Origin of the sequence: Streptomyces sp. NPDC057486 (assembly GCF_042802415.1) — a bacterium.
Classification (GTDB): domain Bacteria; phylum Actinomycetota; class Actinomycetes; order Streptomycetales; family Streptomycetaceae; genus Streptomyces; species Streptomyces yanii.
This window is the reverse complement of sequence record NZ_JBHVEE010000157.1, coordinates 1-22,493: the sequence shown is the minus strand read 5'-3', so window position 1 is coordinate 22,493 and position 22,493 is coordinate 1. Positions and strand designations below refer to the sequence as shown.

At 71.4% G+C, this 22,493-nt stretch carries 19 protein-coding genes and 2 pseudogenes; 11 read left to right on the top strand and 10 right to left on the bottom strand.

Annotated features, from left to right (window positions below):
• Positions 1 to 95: 95 nt before the first annotated feature.
• A complete protein-coding gene (locus ACFU6I_RS41575; protein ID WP_384377605.1) occupies positions 96 to 530 on the bottom strand; it encodes an ATP-binding protein in 435 nt (144 codons plus the stop codon).
• A gap of 225 nt (positions 531 to 755) precedes the next feature.
• Between ACFU6I_RS41575 and ACFU6I_RS41570 the strand changes: the two genes are divergently transcribed.
• Positions 756 to 1,583, top strand: a complete 828-nt coding sequence (locus tag ACFU6I_RS41570; protein ID WP_384377602.1) for an enoyl-CoA hydratase family protein — start codon at positions 756 to 758, stop codon at positions 1,581 to 1,583.
• Between the two features lie 4 nt (positions 1,584 to 1,587).
• Complete coding sequence (locus tag ACFU6I_RS41565) at positions 1,588 to 3,870, top strand: bifunctional salicylyl-CoA 5-hydroxylase/oxidoreductase (protein ID WP_384377599.1); 2,283 nt, start codon at positions 1,588 to 1,590, stop codon at positions 3,868 to 3,870.
• Here ACFU6I_RS41565 and ACFU6I_RS41560 read toward each other — a convergent pair.
• Genes ACFU6I_RS41560 through ACFU6I_RS41545 form a run of 4 tightly spaced genes read right to left on the bottom strand, consistent with a single transcriptional unit; the run spans position 3,857 to position 7,652 of the window.
• Positions 3,857 to 4,315 (bottom strand): hypothetical protein, encoded by a 459-nt coding sequence (locus tag ACFU6I_RS41560; RefSeq protein WP_384377596.1) that lies wholly within the window; start codon positions 4,313 to 4,315, stop codon positions 3,857 to 3,859. The genes ACFU6I_RS41565 and ACFU6I_RS41560 overlap by 14 nt on opposite strands.
• The gene (locus ACFU6I_RS41555) at positions 4,312 to 5,148 is read right to left on the bottom strand and encodes a GNAT family N-acetyltransferase (RefSeq protein ID WP_384377593.1); all 837 of its coding nucleotides are present in this window, start codon (positions 5,146 to 5,148) and stop codon (positions 4,312 to 4,314) included. Before ACFU6I_RS41555 ends, ACFU6I_RS41560 begins: the two co-directional genes overlap by 4 nt.
• Positions 5,149 to 5,188: 40 nt before the next feature.
• The gene (locus tag ACFU6I_RS41550) at positions 5,189 to 6,016 is read right to left on the bottom strand and encodes a PaaX family transcriptional regulator C-terminal domain-containing protein (RefSeq protein WP_384377590.1); all 828 of its coding nucleotides are present in this window, start codon (positions 6,014 to 6,016) and stop codon (positions 5,189 to 5,191) included.
• A gap of 4 nt (positions 6,017 to 6,020) precedes the next feature.
• On the bottom strand, positions 6,021 to 7,652 hold the full coding sequence (locus tag ACFU6I_RS41545; protein ID WP_384377587.1) for an AMP-binding protein: 1,632 nt from the start codon (positions 7,650 to 7,652) through the stop codon (positions 6,021 to 6,023).
• 88 nt (positions 7,653 to 7,740) lie between these two features.
• On the opposite strand from ACFU6I_RS41545, the gene ACFU6I_RS41540 reads away from it, so the two are divergent.
• Together ACFU6I_RS41540 and ACFU6I_RS41535 are read left to right on the top strand one after the other, a co-directional pair.
• On the top strand, positions 7,741 to 8,916 hold the full coding sequence (locus ACFU6I_RS41540) for an acyl-CoA dehydrogenase family protein (protein WP_384377584.1): 1,176 nt from the start codon (positions 7,741 to 7,743) through the stop codon (positions 8,914 to 8,916).
• Positions 8,913 to 9,314, top strand: a complete 402-nt coding sequence (locus ACFU6I_RS41535; protein WP_384377581.1) for a RidA family protein — start codon at positions 8,913 to 8,915, stop codon at positions 9,312 to 9,314. Before ACFU6I_RS41540 ends, ACFU6I_RS41535 begins: the two co-directional genes overlap by 4 nt.
• A 48-nt stretch (positions 9,315 to 9,362) precedes the next feature.
• Here the strand turns inward: ACFU6I_RS41535 and ACFU6I_RS41530 are convergent.
• A pseudogene (locus ACFU6I_RS41530) lies at positions 9,363 to 10,038 on the bottom strand (FAD-dependent monooxygenase); the annotation flags it as partial.
• Between the two features lie 164 nt (positions 10,039 to 10,202).
• Between ACFU6I_RS41530 and ACFU6I_RS41525 the strand changes: the two are divergent.
• The 6 genes from ACFU6I_RS41525 to mnhG are packed head-to-tail and all read left to right on the top strand — an operon-like array spanning position 10,203 to position 16,668.
• Positions 10,203 to 13,121: a Na+/H+ antiporter subunit A gene (locus tag ACFU6I_RS41525; protein WP_384377578.1), complete on the top strand. Its 2,919-nt coding sequence runs from the start codon at positions 10,203 to 10,205 to the stop codon at positions 13,119 to 13,121.
• On the top strand, positions 13,118 to 13,723 hold the full coding sequence (locus ACFU6I_RS41520) for a Na(+)/H(+) antiporter subunit C (RefSeq protein WP_384377576.1): 606 nt from the start codon (positions 13,118 to 13,120) through the stop codon (positions 13,721 to 13,723). Before ACFU6I_RS41525 ends, ACFU6I_RS41520 begins: the two co-directional genes overlap by 4 nt.
• Positions 13,720 to 15,378, top strand: a complete 1,659-nt coding sequence (locus ACFU6I_RS41515; protein WP_384377573.1) for a Na+/H+ antiporter subunit D — start codon at positions 13,720 to 13,722, stop codon at positions 15,376 to 15,378. Before ACFU6I_RS41520 ends, ACFU6I_RS41515 begins: the two co-directional genes overlap by 4 nt.
• Positions 15,375 to 16,004, top strand: a complete 630-nt coding sequence (locus ACFU6I_RS41510) for a Na+/H+ antiporter subunit E (RefSeq protein WP_384377570.1) — start codon at positions 15,375 to 15,377, stop codon at positions 16,002 to 16,004. The genes ACFU6I_RS41515 and ACFU6I_RS41510 overlap by 4 nt, the downstream gene beginning before the upstream one ends.
• Entirely contained in the window at positions 16,001 to 16,318 is a 318-nt protein-coding gene (locus tag ACFU6I_RS41505) for a monovalent cation/H+ antiporter complex subunit F (protein WP_384377567.1), read from the top strand. Before ACFU6I_RS41510 ends, ACFU6I_RS41505 begins: the two co-directional genes overlap by 4 nt.
• A complete protein-coding gene (gene mnhG, locus ACFU6I_RS41500; RefSeq protein WP_384377564.1) occupies positions 16,315 to 16,668 on the top strand; it encodes a monovalent cation/H(+) antiporter subunit G in 354 nt (117 codons plus the stop codon). Before ACFU6I_RS41505 ends, mnhG begins: the two co-directional genes overlap by 4 nt.
• A gap of 92 nt (positions 16,669 to 16,760) precedes the next feature.
• On the opposite strand, the gene ACFU6I_RS41495 is transcribed toward mnhG, so the two are convergent.
• Positions 16,761 to 17,261: a DUF6069 family protein gene (locus tag ACFU6I_RS41495; protein ID WP_384377561.1), complete on the bottom strand. Its 501-nt coding sequence runs from the start codon at positions 17,259 to 17,261 to the stop codon at positions 16,761 to 16,763.
• A 152-nt stretch (positions 17,262 to 17,413) separates the two neighbouring features.
• On the opposite strand from ACFU6I_RS41495, the gene ACFU6I_RS41490 reads away from it, so the two are divergent.
• Positions 17,414 to 18,550 (top strand): PP2C family protein-serine/threonine phosphatase, encoded by a 1,137-nt coding sequence (locus tag ACFU6I_RS41490; protein WP_384377558.1) that lies wholly within the window; start codon positions 17,414 to 17,416, stop codon positions 18,548 to 18,550.
• Here the strand turns inward: ACFU6I_RS41490 and ACFU6I_RS41485 are convergent.
• The 3 genes and pseudogenes from ACFU6I_RS41485 to ACFU6I_RS41475 all read right to left on the bottom strand — a co-directional run bounded on the left by ACFU6I_RS41485 (position 18,525) and on the right by ACFU6I_RS41475 (position 22,464).
• Complete coding sequence (locus ACFU6I_RS41485) at positions 18,525 to 20,048, bottom strand: DUF6056 family protein (protein WP_384377555.1); 1,524 nt, start codon at positions 20,046 to 20,048, stop codon at positions 18,525 to 18,527. The two genes, ACFU6I_RS41490 and ACFU6I_RS41485, sit on opposite strands and share 26 nt — an antisense overlap.
• Positions 20,049 to 20,161: 113 nt before the next feature.
• Positions 20,162 to 20,398: pseudogene (locus tag ACFU6I_RS41480) on the bottom strand (MFS transporter); the annotation flags it as partial.
• Positions 20,392 to 22,464 (bottom strand): beta-galactosidase, encoded by a 2,073-nt coding sequence (locus ACFU6I_RS41475; protein ID WP_384377552.1) that lies wholly within the window; start codon positions 22,462 to 22,464, stop codon positions 20,392 to 20,394. The pseudogene ACFU6I_RS41480 and the gene ACFU6I_RS41475, both read right to left, overlap by 7 nt.
• Between the last annotated feature and the right edge of the window lie 29 nt (positions 22,465 to 22,493).

The window sequence follows — 22,493 nt, the reverse complement described above, 5'->3', positions numbered from 1 at the left end:
TCCAGTACGAGGACGACCCTCCGCCTTGCGATCGCACGCACCGGACGCCGCCGGGCCCACCCTTCGGGCGGACGGCGGGACTTCCGACACACGCCTTAGTGCTGGGGCTGATGCGACGGCAGGGTGAACCAGACCGCCTTGCCGTGTTCCGTCGTGCGATGGCCGCAGGACGAGCTGAGGGTGCGGATGAGCAGCAGGCCCCGGCCGTGCTCCTGCCAGGGGTCCGGTTCGCTGCCCGGACCGGGCCGGGAGAGATCGCCCGGTGGAGCCGGGTCGCGGTCGTGGACCTCCACCTGACAGCCGGTCTCCAGAAGCTCCACCACCAGCTCGATCGGATCGTCGCCGGCGGTGTGCTCCACGGCGTTGGCGACCAGTTCGGCGGTGAGGAGCTCCGCGGTGTCGAGGGAGTCGGCGGAGGCGCCGATGTCCGTGAGCGCCGTACGGATCAGGGCGCGGGCGATCGGTACTGCCGCCGTCGAGTGCGGCAGTGCGATACGCCAGGAGGCGGGGATCGGTACGTCGGGGGGCACAGCAGGAATCCGTTCCGGAGGGCACGACTTTCTGGAGCTCAAGACTTCTCGGTTTCAACCATACGAAGTGCAACGACGCAGACAAGGGGCGAGCGACCGGTACGAATGGGACCTTCGCCACTTCGCCTTCACCGGCGCCTTATTGCGTACTCGTGACGAGAGTCACGGATGAGTGATAAATTCGAGGGCAGGTAGCAGCCCGACGGCTGAAGGAGACCACCCTCCATGAGCCCGTTTCCCAGCTCCGCGCCGCGCACCGAGCACTGGCGCCATCTGCGGCTGACGACGGACGACGGCGTCGCCACCGTCACCCTGGCGCGCCCCGAGAAACTCAATGCGCTCACCTTCGGCGCCTATGCCGATCTGCGCGATCTCCTGGCCGAGCTGTCCCGAGAACGCTCCGTGCGCGCCCTCGTGCTGGCCGGCGAGGGGCGCGGCTTCTGCTCCGGTGGCGACGTCGACGAGATCATCGGCGCCACCCTGGCGATGGACACCGCGCAGCTGCTCGACTTCAACCGCATGACCGGACAGGTCGTACGAGCTCTGCGCGAGTGCCCCTTCCCCGTCATCGCGGCCGTCCACGGGGTCGCCGCGGGCGCCGGTGCCGTCCTCGCGCTGGCCGCCGACTTCCGTGTCTCCGACCCGTCCGCCCGGTTCGCCTTCCTCTTCACCCGGGTCGGACTCTCCGGCGGCGACATGGGAGCCGCGTATCTGCTGCCGCGCGTCGTCGGTCTCGGCCATGCCACCCGGCTGCTGATGCTCGGCGAGCAGGTCCGCGCCCCCGAGGCGGAGCGGATCGGGCTGATCAGTGAGTTGACCGAGGAGGGGCAGGCCGACGCACGCGCCGCGGCGCTCGCACACCGCCTCGCCGAAGGACCCGCCCTCGCCCTCGCCCAGACCAAGGCGCTGCTCACCGCCGAACTCGACATGCCGCTCGCCGCCGCCGTCGAGATGGACGCCGCCACCCAGGCGCTGCTGATGCACGGCGACGACTACGCCGAGTTCCACGCCGCGTTCACGGAGAAGCGGCCGCCGAAATGGCAGGGCAGGTAACGCGATGCGGTACGGCACGAGGCGGATCGCGGTCATCGGCGGCGGTCCCGGCGGACTCTACGCCGCGGCGCTCCTCAAGCGCCTGGACCCGGAGCGCTCCATCACCGTCTGGGAGCGCAACGCCCCGGACGACACGTTCGGCTTCGGCGTCGTCCTCTCCGACGAGACGCTCGGTGGCATCGAGCACGCGGACCCCGTGGTGTACCGGGCGCTCCAGGCCGAGTTCGTGCGCTGGGACGACATCGACATCGTCCACCGCGGCCAGACCCAGACATCCGGCGGCCACGGCTTCGCGGCGCTGGGCCGCCGACGGCTCCTGGAGATCCTTCACGAGCGCTGCCAGTCGCTGGGGGTACGGCTCCGCTTTCGCGAAGAGGCCCCGCCCGCCGCCGAACTCGCCGCGACGCACGATCTGGTGATTGCCGCCGACGGGGTGCACAGCGCCACCCGCGAGGCGTACGCCGACACCTTCCGGCCCACCCTCACCGCCCACCGCAACCGCTACATCTGGCTCGCCGCCGACTTCGCCCTCGACGCCTTCCGCTTCGAGATCGCCGAGACCGAACACGGCGTGATGCAGCTGCATGCCTACCCCTTCTCGGCCGGTGCCTCCACCGTCATCGTCGAGATGCGCGAGGAGGTCTGGCGTGCGGCGGGGCTCGACACCATGGACGCCGCGGCCTCGACGGAACGCTGCGCCAAGATCTTCGCCGATGTCCTCGGCGGCCGCCCGCTGCGTTCCAACAACTCCTCCTGGCTCACCTTCCGTACCGTCGTCAACGCCTGCTGGTCGCACGCCAACACCGTCCTCATCGGCGACGCCGCCCACACCGCCCACTTCTCCATCGGCTCCGGCACGAAACTCGCCGTCGAGGACGCCCTCGCGCTGGCCGCCTGCATCGAGGAACAGCCCGACCTGCCCGCCGCCCTCTTCGCGTACGAGGCCGAGCGCCGCCCCGTCGTCGAATCGACCCAGCGCGCCGCCGCGGCCAGCCTGCGCTGGTTCGAGGAGCTCGGTACGTACGTCGACCAGGCGCCCCGCCAGTTCGCCTTCAATCTCCTGACCCGCAGCCGCCGCGTCACCCACGACAACCTGCGGCTGCGCGACGCCGGATTCGCCGCGGCCGTCGAGGAGGAGTTCGGCTGCGCCCCGGACACCCCGCCGATGTTCACCCCCTTGCGGCTGCGCGGACTCGAACTCCGCAACCGTGTCGTCGTCTCGCCGATGGACATGTACTCGGCGGTCGACGGCGTTCCCGGCGACTTCCACCTCGTCCACCTGGGCGCCCGCGCGCTCGGCGGCGCCGGGCTCGTCATGACCGAGATGGTGTGCGTCAGCGCCGAGGGCCGCATCACCCCCGGCTGCGCCGGCCTCTACACCCCCGCACAGGCGGACGCCTGGACCCGGATCACCGACTTCGTCCACACCTCGGCGCCCGGCACTGCGATCGGCATCCAGCTCGGCCACTCCGGCCGCAAGGGCTCCACCAAGCTGATGTGGGACGGCATCGACCAGCCGCTCGACGCGGGCAACTGGCCCCTGTCCGCCGCCTCCCCGATCCCGTACGCGGAAGGAGCCAACCAGGTCCCGCACGCCCTGGACCGGGCCGGACTCGAGGTCATCCGCGCCCAGTTCGCCGCGGCCGCCCGGCATGCCGTCACCTGCGACTTCGACCTGCTCGAACTCCACTGCGCGCACGGCTACCTGCTGTCCGGTTTCCTCTCGCCGCTCACCAACCGACGCACCGACACCTACGGCGGACCGCTGTCGAACCGACTGCGCTTCCCCCTCGAAGTCTTCGACGCGGTCCGCGCCGAGTGGCCCGACGACCGGCCCATGACCGTCCGGATCTCCGCCACCGACTGGGCCGAAGGAGGCACGACGGCCGAGGAGGCCGTCGAGATCGCCCGCGCGTTCGTCGCGCACGGCGTCGACGCCATCGACGTCTCCACCGGCCAGGTCGTCCCGGACGAACGCCCCGAGTACGGCCGCTCGTACCAGACCCCGTACGCCGACCGGATCCGCAACACCCTGGTCGTGCCCGTCATCGCGGTCGGCGCGATCTCCTCCTGGGACGACGTCAACTCCCTGCTGCTGGCGGGCCGCGCCGACCTCTGCGCCCTGGCCCGCCCGCACCTCTACGACCCGCACTGGACCCTGCACGCGGCGGCCGAACAGGGTTACGCCGGACCGGGCGCCCCCTGGCCGCTCCCGTACCGCGCGGGCAGCCGCACACCCCCGACCGGCCGCACGGACGCACCGAAGCCGCGGCTCACTCTGGGGTGAGCGTCAGACACTCGTGGCACCGGCACGGATCCGGGTGCGGGGAGCCGCGCCAGTGCTCGGTTCTCTCGGCGCGTGCCTTGACCGCCAGCAAGGTGGCCATCGCCTCCGACGCCTCTCGGGTCTCGTCCCCGTACCACCCGCCCGGGGCCTCGTCGTACCGGCGGAGAACCGCGGGGCTGCGGACCAGGGCCGGCCGGAAGGAGTGCAGATTGCGGGTGGCCATGTCGATCGTGATGTAGGCGCCGGTATGCCGACCCCGACCGATGACCGTCACTTCCTCGTACGCCATGCCGCCGTAGCCACCGATCACGTACACCTTCGAACCGCCCCGGAACGACTTGGTGCCGGGCCGCAGTTCCTGACCGCCCTCCCCGTACCGCCGGAAGCGCACCACATTCGCGGCGATCAGCCAGAGCGGCTCCCGGACCTCACCGGACTCGGTCATCTCTCCTCCACGCCGTTGCCCTGTGCACTGATCAGCAGCCGGTCCGAGACGGGCCGGAACCCGATCCGCTGATACACGCCGTTGCTGGTCGGATTGGCGAGGTCCGTGAACAGCACCACCTCGTCCGCGCCCGCCTCCCGTGCCGCTCGGCTGACCTCGATCGTCACCGCCGCCGCATAGCCGTGCCCCCGGTGCTCCGGCGGTGTGTACACGGGCGCCACCCGTACCGAATCCGCGACCTGCAAGGAGACACCGGCCATCGACACCGGGACCCCGCCGGTCTCCCAGAGCGTCAGCCTGCCGTCCGCCGTCCGCTCGTCCACCATTCGCTCGGCGCGCGCGTTCGGCTGGCCGACGTCTGCGGCGAACGCATGATGCCAGGCGACCAGGAGGGTCCGGTCGGCGGTCGTCGCGGACCTGGGGCCGCCCGGCGGCGCGGGTGAGGGTGGGATCAACTCGCCGAGTCGGTAGAGCCGTTGCTCCATGTCGACCCGGTGGCCGGGCCACTCGGCGGCCAGCGCAGCGGCCGTGGCCCGGTCCGCGTTGACAGTGGTCAGCGGGAACGCGGTGGTCAGCGGACCGACAGCCTCCGGGGCGACGACGCCGAGCAGGGGTGGGTGCGGCGGGGTCTGCACCAGGGTCCCCGCCACCTCACCGTCCGGCCCGCGCCACCAGCCCAGCACCGGGGCGCCGTCGCCGTAGGCCTGGGCGCCGCTGCTGCGCAGCGTCGCGGCGATGGTCAGCACCAGGGTGTTCTCGGCGGGCCGAGTGGCCAGCCATGCACCGGCCGTTTCCAGGAACACATCGGCATCGTCAGTGAAGGTCCAGGTCATGGTCCATGATGGCCAGTCGGGCCCGTGCCGTGCACACGTTTTACGAGCCGCCCGGCCCGCCCCGTACGAACTCCGCCCCCGCGTCCCGCAACCGGGCGTGGAGCAGCCCGAACACCTCCGCCGACCGGCCCCCGGGCCACTCCTTGGGCAACAGCTCCTCCGGCAGACCCGGATCGGCGTACGGCAGCTGCCGCCACGAGTCCAGGGCCGCCAGATAGTCGCGGTAGGCGGTCTCGGGATCAGGGGCACCGGTGCGTGACTCCCAGGCCCGCAGCACCGGTTCGTGCTGCTCCAGGAAGTCCACGTGGAGCCGGGCGATCGCGTCGAGGTCCCACCAGCGCGCCACGGACTCGCGCGTCGCGGCGAAGCCGAGGTGTTCCCCGCGGAACAGGTCCACATACGGGGCGAGTTCCAGCCGCTCCAGCGTGTGCCGAGTCTCGTCGTACAGCGCGGCGGGCGCGATCCACACCCCGGGCGCCGCCGTGCCGAAGCCCAGCCGGGCCAGCCGCGAGCGCAGCAGGTGCCGCTTGTGCCGTTCCGCTTCCGGTACGGAGAAGACGGCGAGCACCCAGCCGTCCTGGAGCGGCGGTGACGGGTGCGCATAGATCCGCCGGTCGCCGTCGTCCAGCAGCTGGCGGGCGTCGGACGACAGCGCGTACCCGGCCGCACCGCTCACGGTACGCGCGGGGACGAGCAGCCCGCGCCGCTTCAGCCGGGAGACGGAGGAGCGTACGGACGGGGCGTCGACACCGAGGACGGACAGCAGCCGGATCAGTTCGGCCACCGGCAGCGGTGCATTGCCGGGGGCGCGACCGTACGCGCCGTAGAGGGTGACGATCAGGGATCTGGGGGTGTGCTGCTCGGCCACGTGATCACTCTAGGTCCCGTCCGTCGGTCCGGTCCCCGTCGCTCCGCAGCCGGAACCGCTGCAGTTTGCCGGTGGCGGTCCGGGGGAGCGCCGGTACGAATTCGATGACGCGCGGGCATTTGTGGGGGGCGAGTTCGTTCTTCATGTGTGTGCGCAGCTCGTCGGCCGATGCTTCGGCGCCCTCGCGCAGCACCACGTACGCCACCACGATCTGCCCGCGCAGCTCGTCCGGATGCCCGACCACCGCCACCTCCGCAACCTCGGGATGGCGCAGCAGGGCGTCCTCGACCTCGGGACCCGCGATGTTGTACCCGGAGGAGATGATCATGTCGTCGGCTCGCGCGACGTAGTGGAAGTAGCCGTCGCTGTCACGCGTGTACGTGTCGCCGGTGAGGTTCCAGCCGTGCTGTACGTACTCCGACTGGCGGATGTCGGCGAGATAGCGGCAGCCGACCGGGCCGCGGACGGCGAGCAGCCCCGGCTCCCCGTCGGGCATCGCGCGGCCGTCCCGGTCCAGCACGCGCGCCTCCCAGCCGGGCACGGGAACGCCGGTGGTGCCGGGGCGGATCACGTCGTCGGCGGCGGAGATGAAGATGTGCAGCAGTTCGGTGGCGCCAATGCCGTTGATGATGCGCAGGCCGGTCCGCTCGTACCAGGACTGCCAGGTGGCCAAGGGCAGGTTCTCGCCCGCCGACACGCAGCGCCGCAGCGCGGCGAGATCGTGCTTGTCGAGGTGGTTGAGCATCACGCGGTAGGCGGTCGGTGCGGTGAACAGGACCGAGACGCGGTGGGCGGCCAGCGCGGGCAGCAGTTGCCGCGGACCGGCCTGTTCCAGCAGCAGAGCCGACCCCCCGGCCCGCAGCGGGAAGACCACCAGACCGCCGAGCCCGAATGTGAAGCCGAGCGGCGGACTGCCCGCGAACACGTCGTCGGGACGGGGCTGCAGCACGTGGCGGGAGAAGGTGTCGGCGACGGCCAGCACATCGCGGTGGAAGTGCATGCAGCCCTTGGGACGCCCGGTGGTGCCCGAGGTGAACGCGATCAGCGCGACATCGTCCGCGGCCGTGTCCACAGCGCGGTAGGGTCCCGGCCGTCCCTCGGCCAGGTGCAGCAGATCGTCGGGGCCGTCACCTCCGTACACCGTGATCCGCAGCCCCGGTACCTCCGCCTTCACCAGGTCGTCGACCGACCGGATGTCGCACAGCGCATGACCGACCTGGGCCATCGAACAGATGGTGGCGAGCTCCTGGGCCCGCTGCTGGGCCAGTACGGTCACCGCGATCGCGCCCGCCTTCAGCACGGCCAGCCAGCAGGCGGCGAGGTGGGGCGTGGTGGGCCCGCGGAGCAGAACCCGGTTGCCGGGAACGACCCCCAGATCGGAGGTCAGGACGTGGGCGATCCGGTCGACCCGGTCCTGGAGCTCCCCGTAGCTCCAGATCGCGCCCTGGGGCGTATGGAAGGCGGGGCGGTCGGGGCCGAAGCGGGCGACCGTGCCGTCGAGCAGCTCGGCGGCGCAGTTCAGCCGGTCCGGATAGTTCAGCTCGGGGAGGCCGAAGACCAGTTCCGGCCACTGGTCCGGGGGTGGCAGATGCTCCCGGGCAAAGGTGTCGAGGTGCGCTGAGGTCTTCGGGTCCATAACGGATCGCCCCCTTGTCGCCCTTGGAGCGTATCGTTTGAATGACGGTAGTCAACAGTTCGCGATAGGGGACAGGAGAGGCGCCGGTATGACGGCATTCTCACTCGATCCGGCACAGACCGCCTGGTGCGAAGAACTGCGCGCCCTGGCCGAACAGGAGCTGCGCCCCCTCGCCGAGAAGGGCGAACCGGGGCACGTCAACCACCCGCTGATCGCCGCCCTCGGCGAACTCGGCCTGCTCGACCGCCTTTTCTCCTCCGGCGCCCTCGACCTCTGCCTGCTGCGGGAGTCCCTCGCCCGCGGCTGCACGGAGGCCGAGACCGCGCTGGCCCTCCAGGGACTCGGCACATACCCGTTGGTCCAGGCGGGTACCGCGGCCCACCGGGCGCGCTGGCTCCCCGAGGTGCGGGCCGGGCGTGTCGTGGCCGCCTTCGCGCTGAGTGAGCCCGGCGCCGGCTCCGACGCCGCGGCGCTCGCCCTGGCGGCCGAGCGCGCCCCGGACGGCTGGCGGCTGACCGGTGAGAAGTGCTGGATCTCCAACGCCCCCGAGGCCGACTTCTACACTGTCTTCGCCCGTACGACACCAGGCGCCGGAGCCCGCGGCGTGACCGCGTTCCTGGTCCCTGCCGACCGCCCGGGACTGACCGGGACCGCCCTTGACATGCTCTCCCCGCACCCGATCGGTGCGCTCGCCTTCGACGGCGTGCCGGTCACGCCCGACGATGTGCTCGGCGAACCGGACCGCGGCTTCGGGGTCGCCATGAACACCCTCAATCTGTTCCGTCCCAGCGTCGGCGCGTTCGCCGTCGGCATGGCCCGCGCCGCCCTCGACGCGACCCTCGCCCACACCGCGCAGCGCAATGCGTTCGGTGGTCCGCTGAAGGAACTGCAGGCCGTCTCCCATCAGGTCGCCGAGATGGCCACCCGCACGGAGGCCGCCCGGCTTCTCGTCTACGCGGCGGCGGCGGCGTACGACGCGGGGGAACCCGGTGTACCGGGCCGGGCGGCGATGGCGAAGCTGTACGCCACCGAGGCGGCGCAGTACGTCGTCGATGCGGCGGTCCAGCTGCACGGCGCCCGCGCACTGCGCCGCGGCCATCTGCTCGAACACCTCTACCGGGAGGTGCGTGCCCCGCGGATCTACGAGGGCGCCAGCGAGGTCCAGCGCACGATCGTCGCCAAGGAGCTGTACGCGGCGGCGACGGAGACAGCGACAGGGACCGCGCATCGGACGCCGACCGTGAATCAGGAGCCTGCCGTATGAGCCCGATCCACCGGATCAACCCCGCCGAACTGTCCCCGCCCACGGGCTTCTCGCACGCCGTCACGGCCACCGGCGGCAGCCTGGTCCTCCTGGCCGGGCAGACCGCCCTCGACCGGGACGGCAAGGTCGTCGGGGCCACGCTGCCCGAGCAGTTCGCGACGGCCCTGACCAATCTGCTCACCGCGCTGCGTGCGGCCGGGGGCTCCCCGGCCGACCTGGCGCGGGTGACCGTCTACGCCACGGATGTCGCCGACTACCGCGCCCACGCCCCCGAACTCGGTCGGATCTGGAAACGGCTGGCCGGCCGCGACTACCCGGCGATGGCAGTCATCGGGGCGGCGAGGCTCTGGGACGAACAGGCACTCGTCGAGCTCGACGGCATCGCCGTACTGCCGTGAACACACCGTGCGGGCGTGACGTGGCGCCACGCCCGCACGGCAGGCGCATCAGTACGGCTGCACCGGCACATGTGCCGCACCCGGGATGCCGACCTTCAGCAGCTCGTCCTCCTCGGGTGTCGTCGCGACGCCCGTCCCCTGCTCGAGCACGGCACGCGACATGGACTGCACCCACATGGCCCGGGGCCGGCGGCGCGCCTCCCGGGCGGCGAGGGCGGCGGGCACCTCGGCCTCGCCGTCCAGGGGCTCGGCGAGCACGGCCGCGTCCTCGACAGCCATCGCCGCACCCTGCGCGATGTGCGGGGTGCCGGCGTGCGCGGCGTCACCGGCCAGGACCGCCCGGCCGACGTGCCACGGCTCCTCGACCGTCACCTGGGAGATCCGCGAATACACCACGGAGGCCGGGTCGGTGACTGTGGCGAGCGCCTCGGCGACCGGTCCGGAGAACGCGGAGAGCCGCTCCGTGAGCTGCTCGTGCGCCCGCTCCGGGTCCTGCCGGAAGCCTCGCCTCGGCGAACACCGCCCCCAGGTACATCAGTTCGTCCGTGATCGGGGTGAGCAGCGCCTCGGCACCCTTGCCCGCGGCGCCCCTCACCACACCCCGTACCTGCGGCTGACGGGGCACCGTCGCACGCCAGTTGGCGAATCCGGTGCACTCGGGGGTGCAGCGGTCGCCGTACAGCCGCGTCCGCAGCGGCGAGCCGATCCCGCGCTCTCCGGCAACACCCGTCCTGCGATCACTGCGGGGCTGCGGCGGCATCGAGTGAACCGAGTGGGGGCGGTCGGCGCGGCGCGCCGTACGGGTGAAGGGCGACCGGGGATATATCTGTAATTGGTGTCCTTCGCCCGTCATGTCGCGCAGCGGCCCCGGACGCCCTCCGGGCCCCTGTGACCACGCTCATCGTCTGCCACTTCGTTCTCGCCGCGTGCGCGCGCCCGCTGGTGCGGCGACTGGGCAGCCGCGCCTTCGTCGTCCTCGCGCTGCCGCCCGCCGCCGCCACGGTGTGGGCGGCCGCACAGTGGAACACCGCCGCGTCCGGCGGGTCCGTCACCTCGTCGTGGCCGTGGATGCCGGCGTACGACGTCTTCGTCGACCTGCGCCTGGACGCGCTCGGCGAACTCATGGTGCTCCTCGCGGCCGGGGTCGGCGCGCTCGTCCTGCTGTACTGCGCCTCGTACTTCTCCGACGACACCCCGCAGCTCCCCGCGTTCGCCGGGAACCTGCTCGCCTTCGCCGGCGCCATGCTCGCCCTGGTCCTCGCCGACGACCTGATCTCCCTCTATGTGTTCTGGGAACTGACGACGCTCTTCTCCTTCCTGCTGATCGGGCACAGCAGCGAGCTCAAGCACAGCCGCCGGTCCGCGCTCCAGGCACTCACCGTGACCACGCTCGGCGGTCTCGCCATGTTTGTCGGCTTCCTGATCCTCGGTCAGGCGGCCGGTACCTACCGGATCTCCACGATCGTCGCCGACCCGCCGAGCACGGGCCTCGCCGTCCAGGTGGCCGTGGCGCTGATCCTGTGCGGGGCGCTGTCGAAGTCGGCGATCTGGCCGTTCAGCCTCTGGCTGCCGAACGCCATGGCCGCGCCCACCCCTGTCAGCGCCTATCTGCACGCCGCGGCCATGGTCAAGGCCGGCGTCTACCTGGTGGCCCGGCTCGCCCCGGGCTTCGCCGACGTCCCCGTCTGGCGGCCCGTCGTCATGGTGCTCGGCTGCGCGACCATGCTGCTCGGCGGCTGGCGGGCGCTGCGACTCAACGACCTCAAACTCGTCCTCGCCTACGGCACCGTCAGTCAGCTCGGCTTCCTGACCGTGCTCGCCGGGGTCGGCAACCGGGACGCGGCGCTCGCCGCGGCCGTCATGATCCTGGGTCACGCCCTGTTCAAGGCCACGCTGTTCCTCGTCACCGGCATCGTCGACCATGCGGCGGGTACCCGTGACCTGCGCAGGCTCTCCGGCGTGGGCAGGACGCTGCCGCACGTGTGCGCGGTCGCGGTGCTCGCCGCCGCGTCCATGGCCGCGCTGCCCCCGATGCTCGGCTTCGCCGCGAAGGAGGCCGCGTTCGACGCGCTGCTGCACGGCGACAGCGCGGACCGCTGGGCGCTCGGCGTCACCGTCGCGGGATCCGCGCTGACGGTCGCGTACACCCTGCGGTTCGTCTGGGGCGCGTTCGCCCGCAAGCCCGGGGTCGACTCCACTCCGGTGCACCGGGTCGGCTGGGCGTTCCTCGGGCCGCCCGGCCTGCTGGCCCTCTGCGGTCTGGTGCTCGGACCGGGCGTCGGCTGGACGTACGGGCTCCTCAGTGCGTACGCGGACACGTTCCCCGTACCCGCGCATCCGTACCACCTCGCGCTCTGGCACGGATTCGGTACGGCCCTGCTGCTCTCGGCCGTCGCCGTGGCGGGCGGTGTGGTGCTCTTCGCGGGGCAGACCACGGTGACCCGGCTCTCCCGGCGGATCGCCTGGCCGACCGCCGACCGGGTCTTCGGACGTCTGCTGCTCGGCCTGGAACGGATCTCGCTCGAGGTCACCGGCTTCGTCCAGCGCGGCTCGCTCTCCGTCTACCTCGCCACCACGCTGCTCGTGATGCTCGCCGGGCAGCTCGCCGTGCTCGGGGTGGACCGGCCCTGGCACGGTGCTTCGGCGCCACGCATCTGGGACGTACCGCTGCAAGGGGCGGCGGCGGCGCTGACCTGCGCGTCCGCGCTGCTCTGTCTCACCGTCAGCCGCCGCATGAAGGCCGTGGTGCTTGCGGGACTGACGGGGTACGGGACCGCGTTGCTCTTCGTCGTCCAGGGCGGCCCGGACCTGGCGCTCACCCAGTTCTGCGTCGAGACCGTGTCCATGATCGTGTTCGTGCTGGTGCTGCGGCGGATGCCGGTGCACTTCCAGGAGTCGGTCAGTACATGGCGGCGCGCCGTACGCATCCCGGTGGCGCTGGCCGCGGCGGCGACCCTCGGCGTGGTGGTGTGGGTCGCGGCAGCCGCACGCACCGCAGACCCCGCCGGGGCGGCCATGGTCGAGGAGACCGCGCACCATGGGCTCAAGGACGTCGTCGCCACCATCCTGGTCGACCTGCGGGCCTGGGACACGATGGGGGAGTCCGCCGTGCTCGCCGCCGCGGCGATCGGCGTGACGAGCCTGCTCTATCTGCACCGCCGTGCGGACGGATCCGGGCTGCGCGAGGACGTACCCAGGCGTACGGCCTGGTCGCTGACGGCGCCGGAACTGACCGGGGTGCTGCGGGGCGACGAAGGGGCGCCGGAACGGTCCTGGCTCGCGGCGGGGGCCACGCTCGCCCCCGAACACCGGTCCGTCGTCTTCGAGGTCGTGGCCCGACTGCTGTTCCACCCGGTCCTGGTGCTCTCCGTCTATCTGCTGTTCTGCGCCGAGAACGTGCCGGGCGGCGGGTTCGTCGCCGGACTCGTCGCCGGACTCGCCCTGATCACCCGCTACTTGGCCGGCGGCCGCTTCGAACTCGCCGAAGCCGCACCGCTGCAGCCCGGACTCTTCACCGGCCTCGGGCTGTTCCTCTCCACCGGCGTGGCGCTGCTCGGCCTCGCCGGGGGCACGGTCCTGCACGCGTGGACCTACTACGGCAGACTGCCGGTGATCGGCGCGTATCACCTGGCCACGCCCGTACTCTTCGACTTCGGCGTCTACCTGCTGGTCCTGGGCGTGGTGCTGGACATCGTGCGCGCACTCGGCGCCAAGATCGACCGGCAGATCGAGCGGGCCGCCGCGGAGAAGGCGGCCGCCGCGCCGGGACCGGGACCGGAGCCCGAGGCGGGAGGTGCCGTCCGGTGACGGTCAGCGCCTCGCTCCTCGCCACGGCCGCCGTGCTCTGCGCCGTCGGCGGCATCCTCATGCTCACCCGCCCCCTCACCCGGATCCTGCTCGGCGCGGTGATCGCGGGCAACGGGATCAACCTGCTCGTCCTCTCCGCCACCGGAAGGGCGGGGCGGGAACCCCTTCTGTACGGCGTCCCGCTCCGTCAGGTCACCGACCCGCTGCCGCAGGCCATCGCCCTCACCGCGATCGTCATCACCCTCGCCACCACGGCATTCCTTCTCGCGATGGCCTACCGCAGTCACCAGCTGACCGGTACCGACGAGGTCCACGACGACCTGGAGGACCGGCGCATCGCGCTGCGCGCCGAGGTGTTGGGGGAGCGGGACGAACTGCGCGAGCAGTACCGGTCCGTGTCCGAGCGCACACCGGAGGAACGCGCCCGCTACCGGGAGGAGCGGAGGCGCCTCCGGGCCCGGCTGCGCGCCGACCGCGCCCTCCAGGCCCGCGGCCGCGACGCCACCGGAGACCTCTGGCACGACGTGCTGGGCGCGGACCCCGAGGACTACGCAACGAAACGGAACACCGGAACGGACGCCGATCGAGGAGACACCGGGTGAACGCACTCGTCCCACTGCCGGTGCTGCTGCCGCTCTGCGCCACCGGCCTGAGTCTCGCCTTCGGCACCCGGCTCAAACAGTTCCAGCGCTTCATCAGCGTCGTCGTGCTCACCGCCGTGCTCGCGCTCGCCGTCGCCCTGATGATCTCCGCCGACATCCGGGGCCCGCTCAGCGTCGATCTCGGCGACTTCGCGCCGCCGCTCGGCATCACGCTGGTCGCCGACCGGCTGTCCGGACTGATGCTGACCGTCTCCTCGGCCATCACCCTCTGCGTTCTGGTCTACTCCATCGGCCAGGGCATGGCCGACCGGGACGAAGAGACACCCGTGGCGGTCTTCCACCCCGCGTATCTGATCCTCGTCGCCGGCGTCTCCTGCACGTTCCTCGCCGGAGACCTCGTCAACCTGTACGTCGGCTTCGAGATCATGCTGGTGGCCAGCTTCGTCCTGCTCACCCTCGGCGGCACCGGCCCTCGCGTCCGGGCCGGTTCCACGTACGTGATCATCTCGCTCTTCTCGTCGATGCTGTTCCTCACGGCCATCGCCATGACGTACGCGGCCACCGGCACCGCCAACTTCGCCCAGCTGGCCGGGCGGCTCGGCGGACTCCCGCTCGGCGTACAGACGTCGATCCAGGCCATGCTGCTGACCGTCTTCGCCATCAAGGCCGCCGTGTTCCCGCTCGCCGCGTGGCTGCCCGACTCGTACCCGACCGCACCCGCCCCCGTCACCGCCGTCTTCGCCGGCCTGCTCACCAAGGTCGGCATCTACTGCATGCTGCGAACGGAGACCCTGCTCTTCCCCGGCAACCGGCTCGGCGACCTGCTGATGGCGGCCGCACTCGCCTCGATGGTGATCGGCATCCTGGGAGCCGTCGCCCAGACCGACCTCAAGCGTCTGCTCTCCTTCACCCTCATCAGCCACATCGGTTACATGGTCTTCGGGATCGGTCTCGCCTCCCGCGACGCGTACGGCGGCGCGATCGTCTACGTCGCCCACCACATCACCGTCCAGACGACGCTGTTCCTCGTCGCCGGACTGATCGAGCGCCGCGGCGGCACCACCGAACTCACCCGGATCGGCGGACTCGCCAAGGCCGCCCCGCTGCTCGCCGCCCTTTTCTTCGTGCCCGCCATGAACCTCGCCGGGATCCCGCCGCTCTCCGGCTTCATCGGCAAGCTCGGACTGATGCGGGCCGGTGTCGCCGACGGGAGCGTCTGGGCCTGGATCCTCGTCATCGGCTCCGCGGTGACCAGCCTCCTGACCCTGTACGTGATGGCCAAGGTCTGGAACCTGGCGTTCTGGCGGGCCGCGCCACCAGGCCAGGCGGCGGACGGCACAGTCCTGGAGTCCGACGACGAGGACGCCGACGACGAGGACGCCGACGAGGGCCCGGACCGCATCCCCGGCACCGGCGACGAACCGGTCTTCCCCCGGCACCAGCCCGCCGGCCGCGCGGTGGCCGCCACCCTCCACGGCCATGCCGTCACCACCACGACGAAACTGCCGCGCCTGATGACCGGTGCCACCGCGGCGGCCGTCGCCCTCGGCCTCTCCTTCACCGTGCTCGCCGGACCACTGACCTCCTACACCGACCGCGCGGCCGCCGAACTCCTCGCCCGCACCCCCTACACCGAGGCGGTGCTCGGCCGGTGAGACGCTGGATCACCCTGCCCAACCGGAACGCGGAACTGCCACCGCTCAGCTGCCAATTCGGCAGCCGTCGCCGCGTGCTCGACCTCCCGCTGATCGCCTGGCTCACCACCATCTGGGTACTGCTCTGGTCAAGCCTGAACTGGGCCAATGTGCTGACGGGCGTGCTCGTCGCGGTGGCCGTCTGCCTGGCCTTCCCGCTGCCCCGCGTCGACCTGGGGCTCCGGCTGCACCCCTGGGGCATCGTGTTGCTCGTCGGCTATCTGCTCTACGACATGTACACCTCGGGCGTGAAGGTCACCCGGCAGATCTTCGTCGACCATCCGCACCGGGCTGCTGTCATCGCCGTACCGCTGCGCTGCCGCTCCGACCTGATGCTCGCGGCGACCGCCGTCGCCGTGTCGAACGTGCCCGGCGGATCGGTCGTCGAGGTGCGCCGCGCCACGGCCACCGTCTTCCTGCACGTCCTCGACGCCGACCGGCCCGCCGCGCTCGATGCGGCCCGGCGCTCGGTCTGGCGGCTGGAGGAGCTGACCGTACGGGCATTCGGCACCCGCGACGAGATCGCCCGCGTCGCCGAGCCACCCCCGCCGACGCCACAGCCCCCTCCTGCGGGAATGACCTCATGAGCGTCCCCGAGACCGTCGACCGGGCGCTCCTCACCGCCGCCGTCGTGCTGATCGTCATCGCCGGAGCGGGGCTCCTCGCCCGTGTCTGGCGCGGCCCCTCGATGCTGGACCGCGCGATCTCGCTGGATGTCTGCGCCGCCCTCATCATCGCGGGGCTCGGCGCCAAGTCCGCCTTCGCCCGCGACCCCTTCTACTTCCCGATCATGCTGGTGCTCGCCTTCCTCGGGTTCACCGGATCGGTGGGCATCGCACGCTTCATCGCCGTACGCGACCGGCCGAAGAAAACACGACAGCAGAAAGAAGGAGGCAAGTGAACCTCTGGCTCCAGATCGTCGACACGGCCGGAGCGGTCCTGGTCCTCATCGGCGCCGCCATCTGTCTGCTCGGAGTGATCGGCATGCTGCGGCTGCCGGACGTCCTGTCGCGCAGCCACGCCGCAACGAAGCCGCAGAGCCTCGGCATGCTGCTGGTCCTCGCCGGGGTCGCGTTGCGACTGCGCAGCGGCATGGACCTCGCCACGCTCGCACTGATCGGGTTCTTCCAGATGATGACCGGACCGGTCGCCGCGCACCTGGTGGCGCGCTCCGCGTACCGGACCGGCCAGATCGACCACGGCGAGCTGCTCTTCGACGAACTCGACGCCCAGCTGACCGAGGAGAAATGACAGCTCCGGCGGCTCCCGGTCGGCGGGAGCGACACCTCGTACGGACGCGGCCCGCGCCGAGTCCGTACGTCCGAACGCCGCGGATCCGGCGGTCAGTAGGGGGAGCGTCGTACCGAGCTGCGGCCGGTGGCGGACAGCAGGGAACCGATCGCGATCCCGACGGCGAGACAGACAGCCGCCGAGCCGATCTTGGCGTCGATCGGGAGCGATGTGGTGAAGGGCAGCAACACCATGACGACAGTGGCGAGGACGACGATGCAGACGAAGATCGGGCCCGGCTGCCGCGTCGCGACGATCAGCAGATGAAGCAGCGCCGTCCCTGCCAGCGCTGCCACCGCGGCCCCGGCGGCCAGAAGTCCCGTCGAGGCGTCGCCCATCGCTCCGTCGCCCTTCGGAGCGAAGAGAGGCACGTCCAGGACCCCGCGGACGAGGAGCACCCCGACGACGGCGGTGAGCGCGGCGATGACGGCGGTCATGGCGCCGCCCGCCCACAGCCGCGCCGCGTCGACACGGAGCCGGGGCGGTTTCGGGCGGAGGTATCCGGTTTGCTGCTGCGGCTGCCCGTAGCTGTTCTGCGAGTCCCATGCGTCCACGATCGGTTTTCTCCCCTCGGGGTACCCGGACCCCGATCGTGGACCGGGCGCCCGGAGCCCGCGAACGCACGGGGTCCGTGCGGGTGACGCACGTGAGGATCCACTGACGTCCACGGGGCGCGGACCGATCGACAGGGGTGTAAGCAGAAGACATGCGCGTGCGGCACAGAGACAACCGCCTCACCCCGTCCCGGCGGCTGAGCCAGGGCCTGCTGGCCGTGCCGATCGCCATCATCGCGACCGTCGCTCTGATCGACCTCAACAGCCCGGAGTCCATCCACCTCGGCCCGTTCCTCGTCACCGCGCCCGCGATCACCGCCTCCTTCGCCGGCCCCGGCCTGACGGCCGTCGTCGGAGTACTGGCCGTGGCGGCCCAGGTCGTCATCGCGGCTCTGCAGGGCGGCATCGGGACACCGAACCACGAGTCCCAGATCGCCGCCGTGGTCGTGATCTCCATCTTCCTGGTGGTCTTCCGCCATGCCCTCGACCGCCACGAGCAGCAACTGGACCGGGTGCGTTCGGTGGCCGTCATCGCACAGCAGGTCCTGCTGCACCCGCTGCCCCACCGGATCGGCCCATTGAGCATCGCGTCCGTGTACATCGCGGCCGAGGAGGAGGCCCAGATCGGCGGTGACCTGTACGCCGCGGTGCCCGCCCCGGGCGGCACCCGCCTGGTGGTCGGCGACGTCCGCGGCAGCGGCCTGCCCGCCGTCGACGACGCCGCGGTGGTGGTGGGGGCGTTCCGCGGGGCGGCGTACGAGAACCTTTCGCTGCCCGGAGCCGTGGCGCACATCGCCAACGCCTCGTACTGGAACATGGCTCAGCTCGCCCTGACGGACCCGGAGTACGACGAATCGTTCGTGACCGCGGTGGTCCTGGACGTCAATGAGGACGACCACTGCGTCCGGCTGGTGAACTGCGGGCATCCCCCTCCGCTGCTGCTCCGCGACGGCCGGGTACAGACGCTGGAGGTCAGGGAGCCCGCGCTCCCGCTGGGGTTCGGCATCGTGTCGGCGAACGAGTACGAGGTCGAGACCTTCGGCTTTGGCCCCGGTGATCTGCTGCTCCTCTACACCGACGGCGTCATCGAGGCACGCGACCACAGCGGCATCTTCTACCCGCTCGCCGACCGGCTCGCCACCTGGAAGGGCACCGGCCCCGACGCCCTCGTCGAGCATCTCCGGACCGACCTGCTGCGGCACGCCGGCGGGCACCTGGGCGACGACGCCGTCCTGATCGCGATCACGAAGGCGTCCGGCCCGGTCAGGGGAGCCGCAGCGAGTAGGTGATCCGCTCCAGGTGGTAGTAGTCGGCGACGCAGGTGGCCGGCCAGACCTTCCGCCCGTGCTGACGGAACGGTTCCACCATGCCGCCGACCGACAGCGGCTTGTACGGGAGAACCCGGTCGCCCTCCGCCGCACGCGCGCGCATCCACCGGTCCTGACGGTCCCACTTCACCGCCCGGACGCGCATGTCACGTTCGAGCTGCCCCAGTGGGACGGCGAGCGTGAGGCACACGACGGCACACACCCCCGCACCGGCCGCCTGCACCGCACCGGTGCGCCGCACGCGCAGACCCAGGGCGAGTCCCACCAGCGCGCCGGCCCCGACGAGCAGCGCGACGTACAGCAGCAGGTAGTCGTTCCAGATCCGCGCGGAGGTCATCACGCTCGCGCCGAAGGCGGGATACGCGACGACCGTGCAGAGATAGCCGGAGACCAGGAACGCGAGGACACCGGCGCAGGACAGCAGCGGCCAGCGCCCCGGCAGGACCACGCGCCGCCCACCGGGCCCCCTGATGAGCAGCCCCAGCAGGACCCCCGCCGCGACCGCCCCCAGATAGGCCCACGTGGTGAGGAGCGTTCCCAGGATGTGCCCGAAGCCGCGCAGGGACCCGAGAAGCGAGTCGGGCGCGAGGAAGGACAGTCCGTTCGTGTCGAATCGCTCCCGCCGGATCCTCGCGCCCGGCGACGTGTAGAGCACCAGCGTCCCGGTCACGGTCCCCGCCATGCCCGCCAGGCACCACCGCTGCACACCGGCACGGCGCTGCCCGGCGAGTACCAGCAGTACGGCCGACAGGACAACGAGCACGACGACGGACGCCTCCTCCGACAGCGTCCCCATGCACAGACCCGCCACGAAGACGGCGACCAGCGCGCAGCGCCTTCCCCCGCGCGACCGGGCCCGGAGCAGCGGAACAGCCGCGGCACAGGCCAGAACCGGCGCCATGGTGTGCGAGACGGACGACGCGGGCCAGTAGAACGTCTTGTACGTGTTGGGTGTCGCGAACAGAAAGACGGCCGTCACCATCGACGCCACGAGCAAGGGGACTCCGCGTGGCGCCGTCAAACCGCCCCGGCGCAGCGCCGATACGGTCACCGCCCACAGGATCCCCAGCGTGACCACACCGCTGACCAGCCCGAACCACTGGTGCCCCGCGACGCCGAACGTCCCGTACGCCCAGACCAGAACGGCGTTCGCGATCCGTCCGTTGTCCCCGAGATAGAACTTCCCGACCATCCCGGGGAGCCCCTCGTCCCGCACGACGGGCAGAAAGCACCACTCGTCCGCCCCGGGCCGGACCCACCGCCCGTACCACGCCGCCGCCCCGAGCAGACCGAGTGGCAGGAGACAGAGCGCAGCCGGCCAGAGCGTCCTCCACGCCGGTACGGGACGGGCGTTCGCCGTCCTGCCGGGCGCTGTCCGTACCCGTTCGCGCGGCTGCTCCGGAAGGCCTGTCCGTGAGGCACCGGGGGCCGCCTCCCGCGCCGGGCCGGGGGCCGTCATCGTGCTTCTCGAACCGTGGTCATTGCCGCTATCTGATACGGGGAGGCGGGCGGCCCGGTCTCCGTACACGCAGAGCCGACGCACCTTCACTCGAATGGCGGACGCTGAAATCCGTTCAGCACGGCGGTGGAGCGGTGGCCGAAGCCGGTCGCGAAGAGCTGGTTGAGCCCGTGGTCGACACCGCCGAAGCCGAGACCGGCCGGCAGCGCCATGGCCGGCGCCACCGGCCGGTCCGGCGCCACCGCGAAACCCGCGGCGCCGACGGCCGTCAGCAGACAGGAGCCGCCGAGCGTCAGGCGGTTGCCGATCCGCCCGTTCAACGGCCCGAACAGCAGGACGCCGGTCACTCCAAAGGGGCGCTGCCGGGTTTGCGTACGACGACCACGCCGCGAGGCTCCAGAACGAATCGCGTCACCGGACCCGGGGTGGGGCTGCCGGCCGTTCCGGCGAGCAACTCGCCTTTCAGCTCCTTCAGTTCCACCGGCTCGTCCGTGCGGTTGACCAGGAACCAGTACGCGGCGGTGCCGGAGCCGCGGACCACCAGCTCGACCCGGCCCCGTACCGCCTCCGGCAGTTCGCTGGACACACCCGCTTCCCCGAGCAGATGCGACAGGACGTCCGCAAGGCCCTCCACGCCCAGCCGGGTGGACACATGGGTGGCCGAGCCCCGGCCCACTCGGCGCCGGGTGAGGGCGGGACGGCCGGCCAGGTCACCCGTGCGGTAGGAGGACAGCACCTCGACGGCCGGGTCGGTGACGGTGATCCGGTCGGTCCACAGCGTTCCGGCACAGCCGTTGTCGAGTGCGACGCTCCGTCCGTCGGGCAGCGGCGCGAACTCCTCGATCCTGATGCCGAGCAGCTCGCGCAGCGCGCCCGGGTAACCCCCCAGCCAGACATGGTCGTTCTCGTCGACGACACCCGAGAAGTAGGTGGTCACCAGGTGGCCACCTCCCTCGACGTAGTTCGTCAGCTCCTTGGCGAGGGTGCGCGGCACCATGTAGAGAGTCGGTGCGACCACCAGGTCGTAGCCGTCGAGTGCGGCGCCCCGGTGGATGACGTCGGCCCGCACCCCGAGGCCGAGGAACGCCGAGTACCAGTCGAGTGCCTCCTGCCGGTAGCGCAGCCGGGAAGTCGGGTGGGAGTCCAGCTCGGCGCCCCACCACGACTCCCAGTCGAAGAGGATCGCGGCGCGGGCGGGCAACCGGGACGACCCGACGACCTCGCGCAGTTCACCCAGCAGGCTGCCGAGACCGGCCGCGGCACGGAACACGTCGCTGTCGGCCCCGGCGTGCGGAACCATGGCCGAGTGGTACTTCTCGGCGCCCGCTGCCGACTGGCGCCACTGGAAGAAACAGACCGCGTCCGCTCCGTGGGCCACATGGAGCAGCGAGTCGCGGGCCAGCGCACCGTCCCGCTTGGCGGTGTTGACGTCCTGCCAGTTGACGGCGCTGGTGGAGTGCTCCATCAGGAACCACGGGTGTCCGCCCGCGATGTTGCCGGTGAGGTTGGCGGAGAAGGACAGTTCGTCCAGGCCCTGCGGTCCCGGGTGGACGTAGTGGTCGTTGGAGACGAAGTCCACCTCGGCGGCCCAGTCGGCGTAGTGCATGCCCTTGGTTTCGCCCATCACCATGAAGTTGGTGGTCACCGGCACGTCCGGGGTGATCCGGGACAGCAGGTCGCGTTCGGCCCGCAGATAGTTCTTGAGGGCGTCGGAGGAGAACCGTTTGAAGTCGATCTGCTGGGTCGGGTTGGGGTGCGAGGCGGCCAGCCGGGGCGGCAGTATCTGGTCCCAGTCGGAGTAGCGCTGGGACCAGAACGACGTACCCCAGGCGAAGTTGAGCGCATCGAGAGTGCCGTACCGCGCGGTCAGCCAGGTCCTGAAGGCGCGGGCCGCGTCGTCGGAGTAGTCGTAGATGTTGTGGCAGCCCAGTTCGTTGGAGATGTGCCAGGCGGCCAGTGCGGGATGGCCGGCGTAGCGCTCGGCCATGGCGGCGGCCATCTTCAGCGCGTACTCCCGGAACACCGGCGACGTGGGCCGCCAGTGCTGGCGGGCACCTGGCCAGACGGTCTCGCCGACCTCGTTGACCGGCAGGATCTCCGGGTGCAGCGCGGTCAGCCACGGCGGCGGAGAAGCGGTCGCGGTGGCCAGGTCAACGGCTATGCCGCCCGCGTGCAGCAGGTCCATGATCTCGTCGAGCCACTCGAAGTCCCATACGTCCGGGCCCGGTTGGATGCGCGCCCAGGAGAAGATGGCCAGCGACACGATGTTGACGCCCGCGTCGCGCATCAGCCGGACGTCTTCGTGCCACACCTCGCGCGGCCACTGTTCCGGGTTGTAGTCGGCGCCGTACGCGAACCGCTGTGTGGGGGTGCCGACCGGCCAGCGCAGCCAGCGGGGCGAGGGGGCGGGGGTCATCGTGCTCCTTGTGAGGATGGGGGTGGGCG

Bases quoted from the DNA above. Each gene is read 5' to 3' on its own strand.
- ACFU6I_RS41570 (WP_384377602.1), top strand. From the start codon at position 756: ATGAGCCCGTTTCCCAGCTCCGCGCCGCGCACCGAGCACTGGCGCCAT.
- ACFU6I_RS41565 (WP_384377599.1), top strand. From the start codon at position 1,588: ATGCGGTACGGCACGAGGCGGATCGCGGTCATCGGCGGCGGTCCCGGC.
- ACFU6I_RS41560 (WP_384377596.1), bottom strand. From the start codon at position 4,315: ATGACCGAGTCCGGTGAGGTCCGGGAGCCGCTCTGGCTGATCGCCGCG.
- ACFU6I_RS41555 (WP_384377593.1), bottom strand. From the start codon at position 5,148: ATGACCTGGACCTTCACTGACGATGCCGATGTGTTCCTGGAAACGGCC.
- ACFU6I_RS41545 (WP_384377587.1), bottom strand. From the start codon at position 7,652: ATGGACCCGAAGACCTCAGCGCACCTCGACACCTTTGCCCGGGAGCAT.
- ACFU6I_RS41540 (WP_384377584.1), top strand. From the start codon at position 7,741: ATGACGGCATTCTCACTCGATCCGGCACAGACCGCCTGGTGCGAAGAA.
- ACFU6I_RS41535 (WP_384377581.1), top strand. From the start codon at position 8,913: ATGAGCCCGATCCACCGGATCAACCCCGCCGAACTGTCCCCGCCCACG.
- ACFU6I_RS41505 (WP_384377567.1), top strand. From the start codon at position 16,001: ATGAGCGTCCCCGAGACCGTCGACCGGGCGCTCCTCACCGCCGCCGTC.
- ACFU6I_RS41490 (WP_384377558.1), top strand. From the start codon at position 17,414: ATGCGCGTGCGGCACAGAGACAACCGCCTCACCCCGTCCCGGCGGCTG.
- ACFU6I_RS41485 (WP_384377555.1), bottom strand. From the start codon at position 20,048: ATGACGGCCCCCGGCCCGGCGCGGGAGGCGGCCCCCGGTGCCTCACGG.
- ACFU6I_RS41475 (WP_384377552.1), bottom strand. From the start codon at position 22,464: ATGACCCCCGCCCCCTCGCCCCGCTGGCTGCGCTGGCCGGTCGGCACC.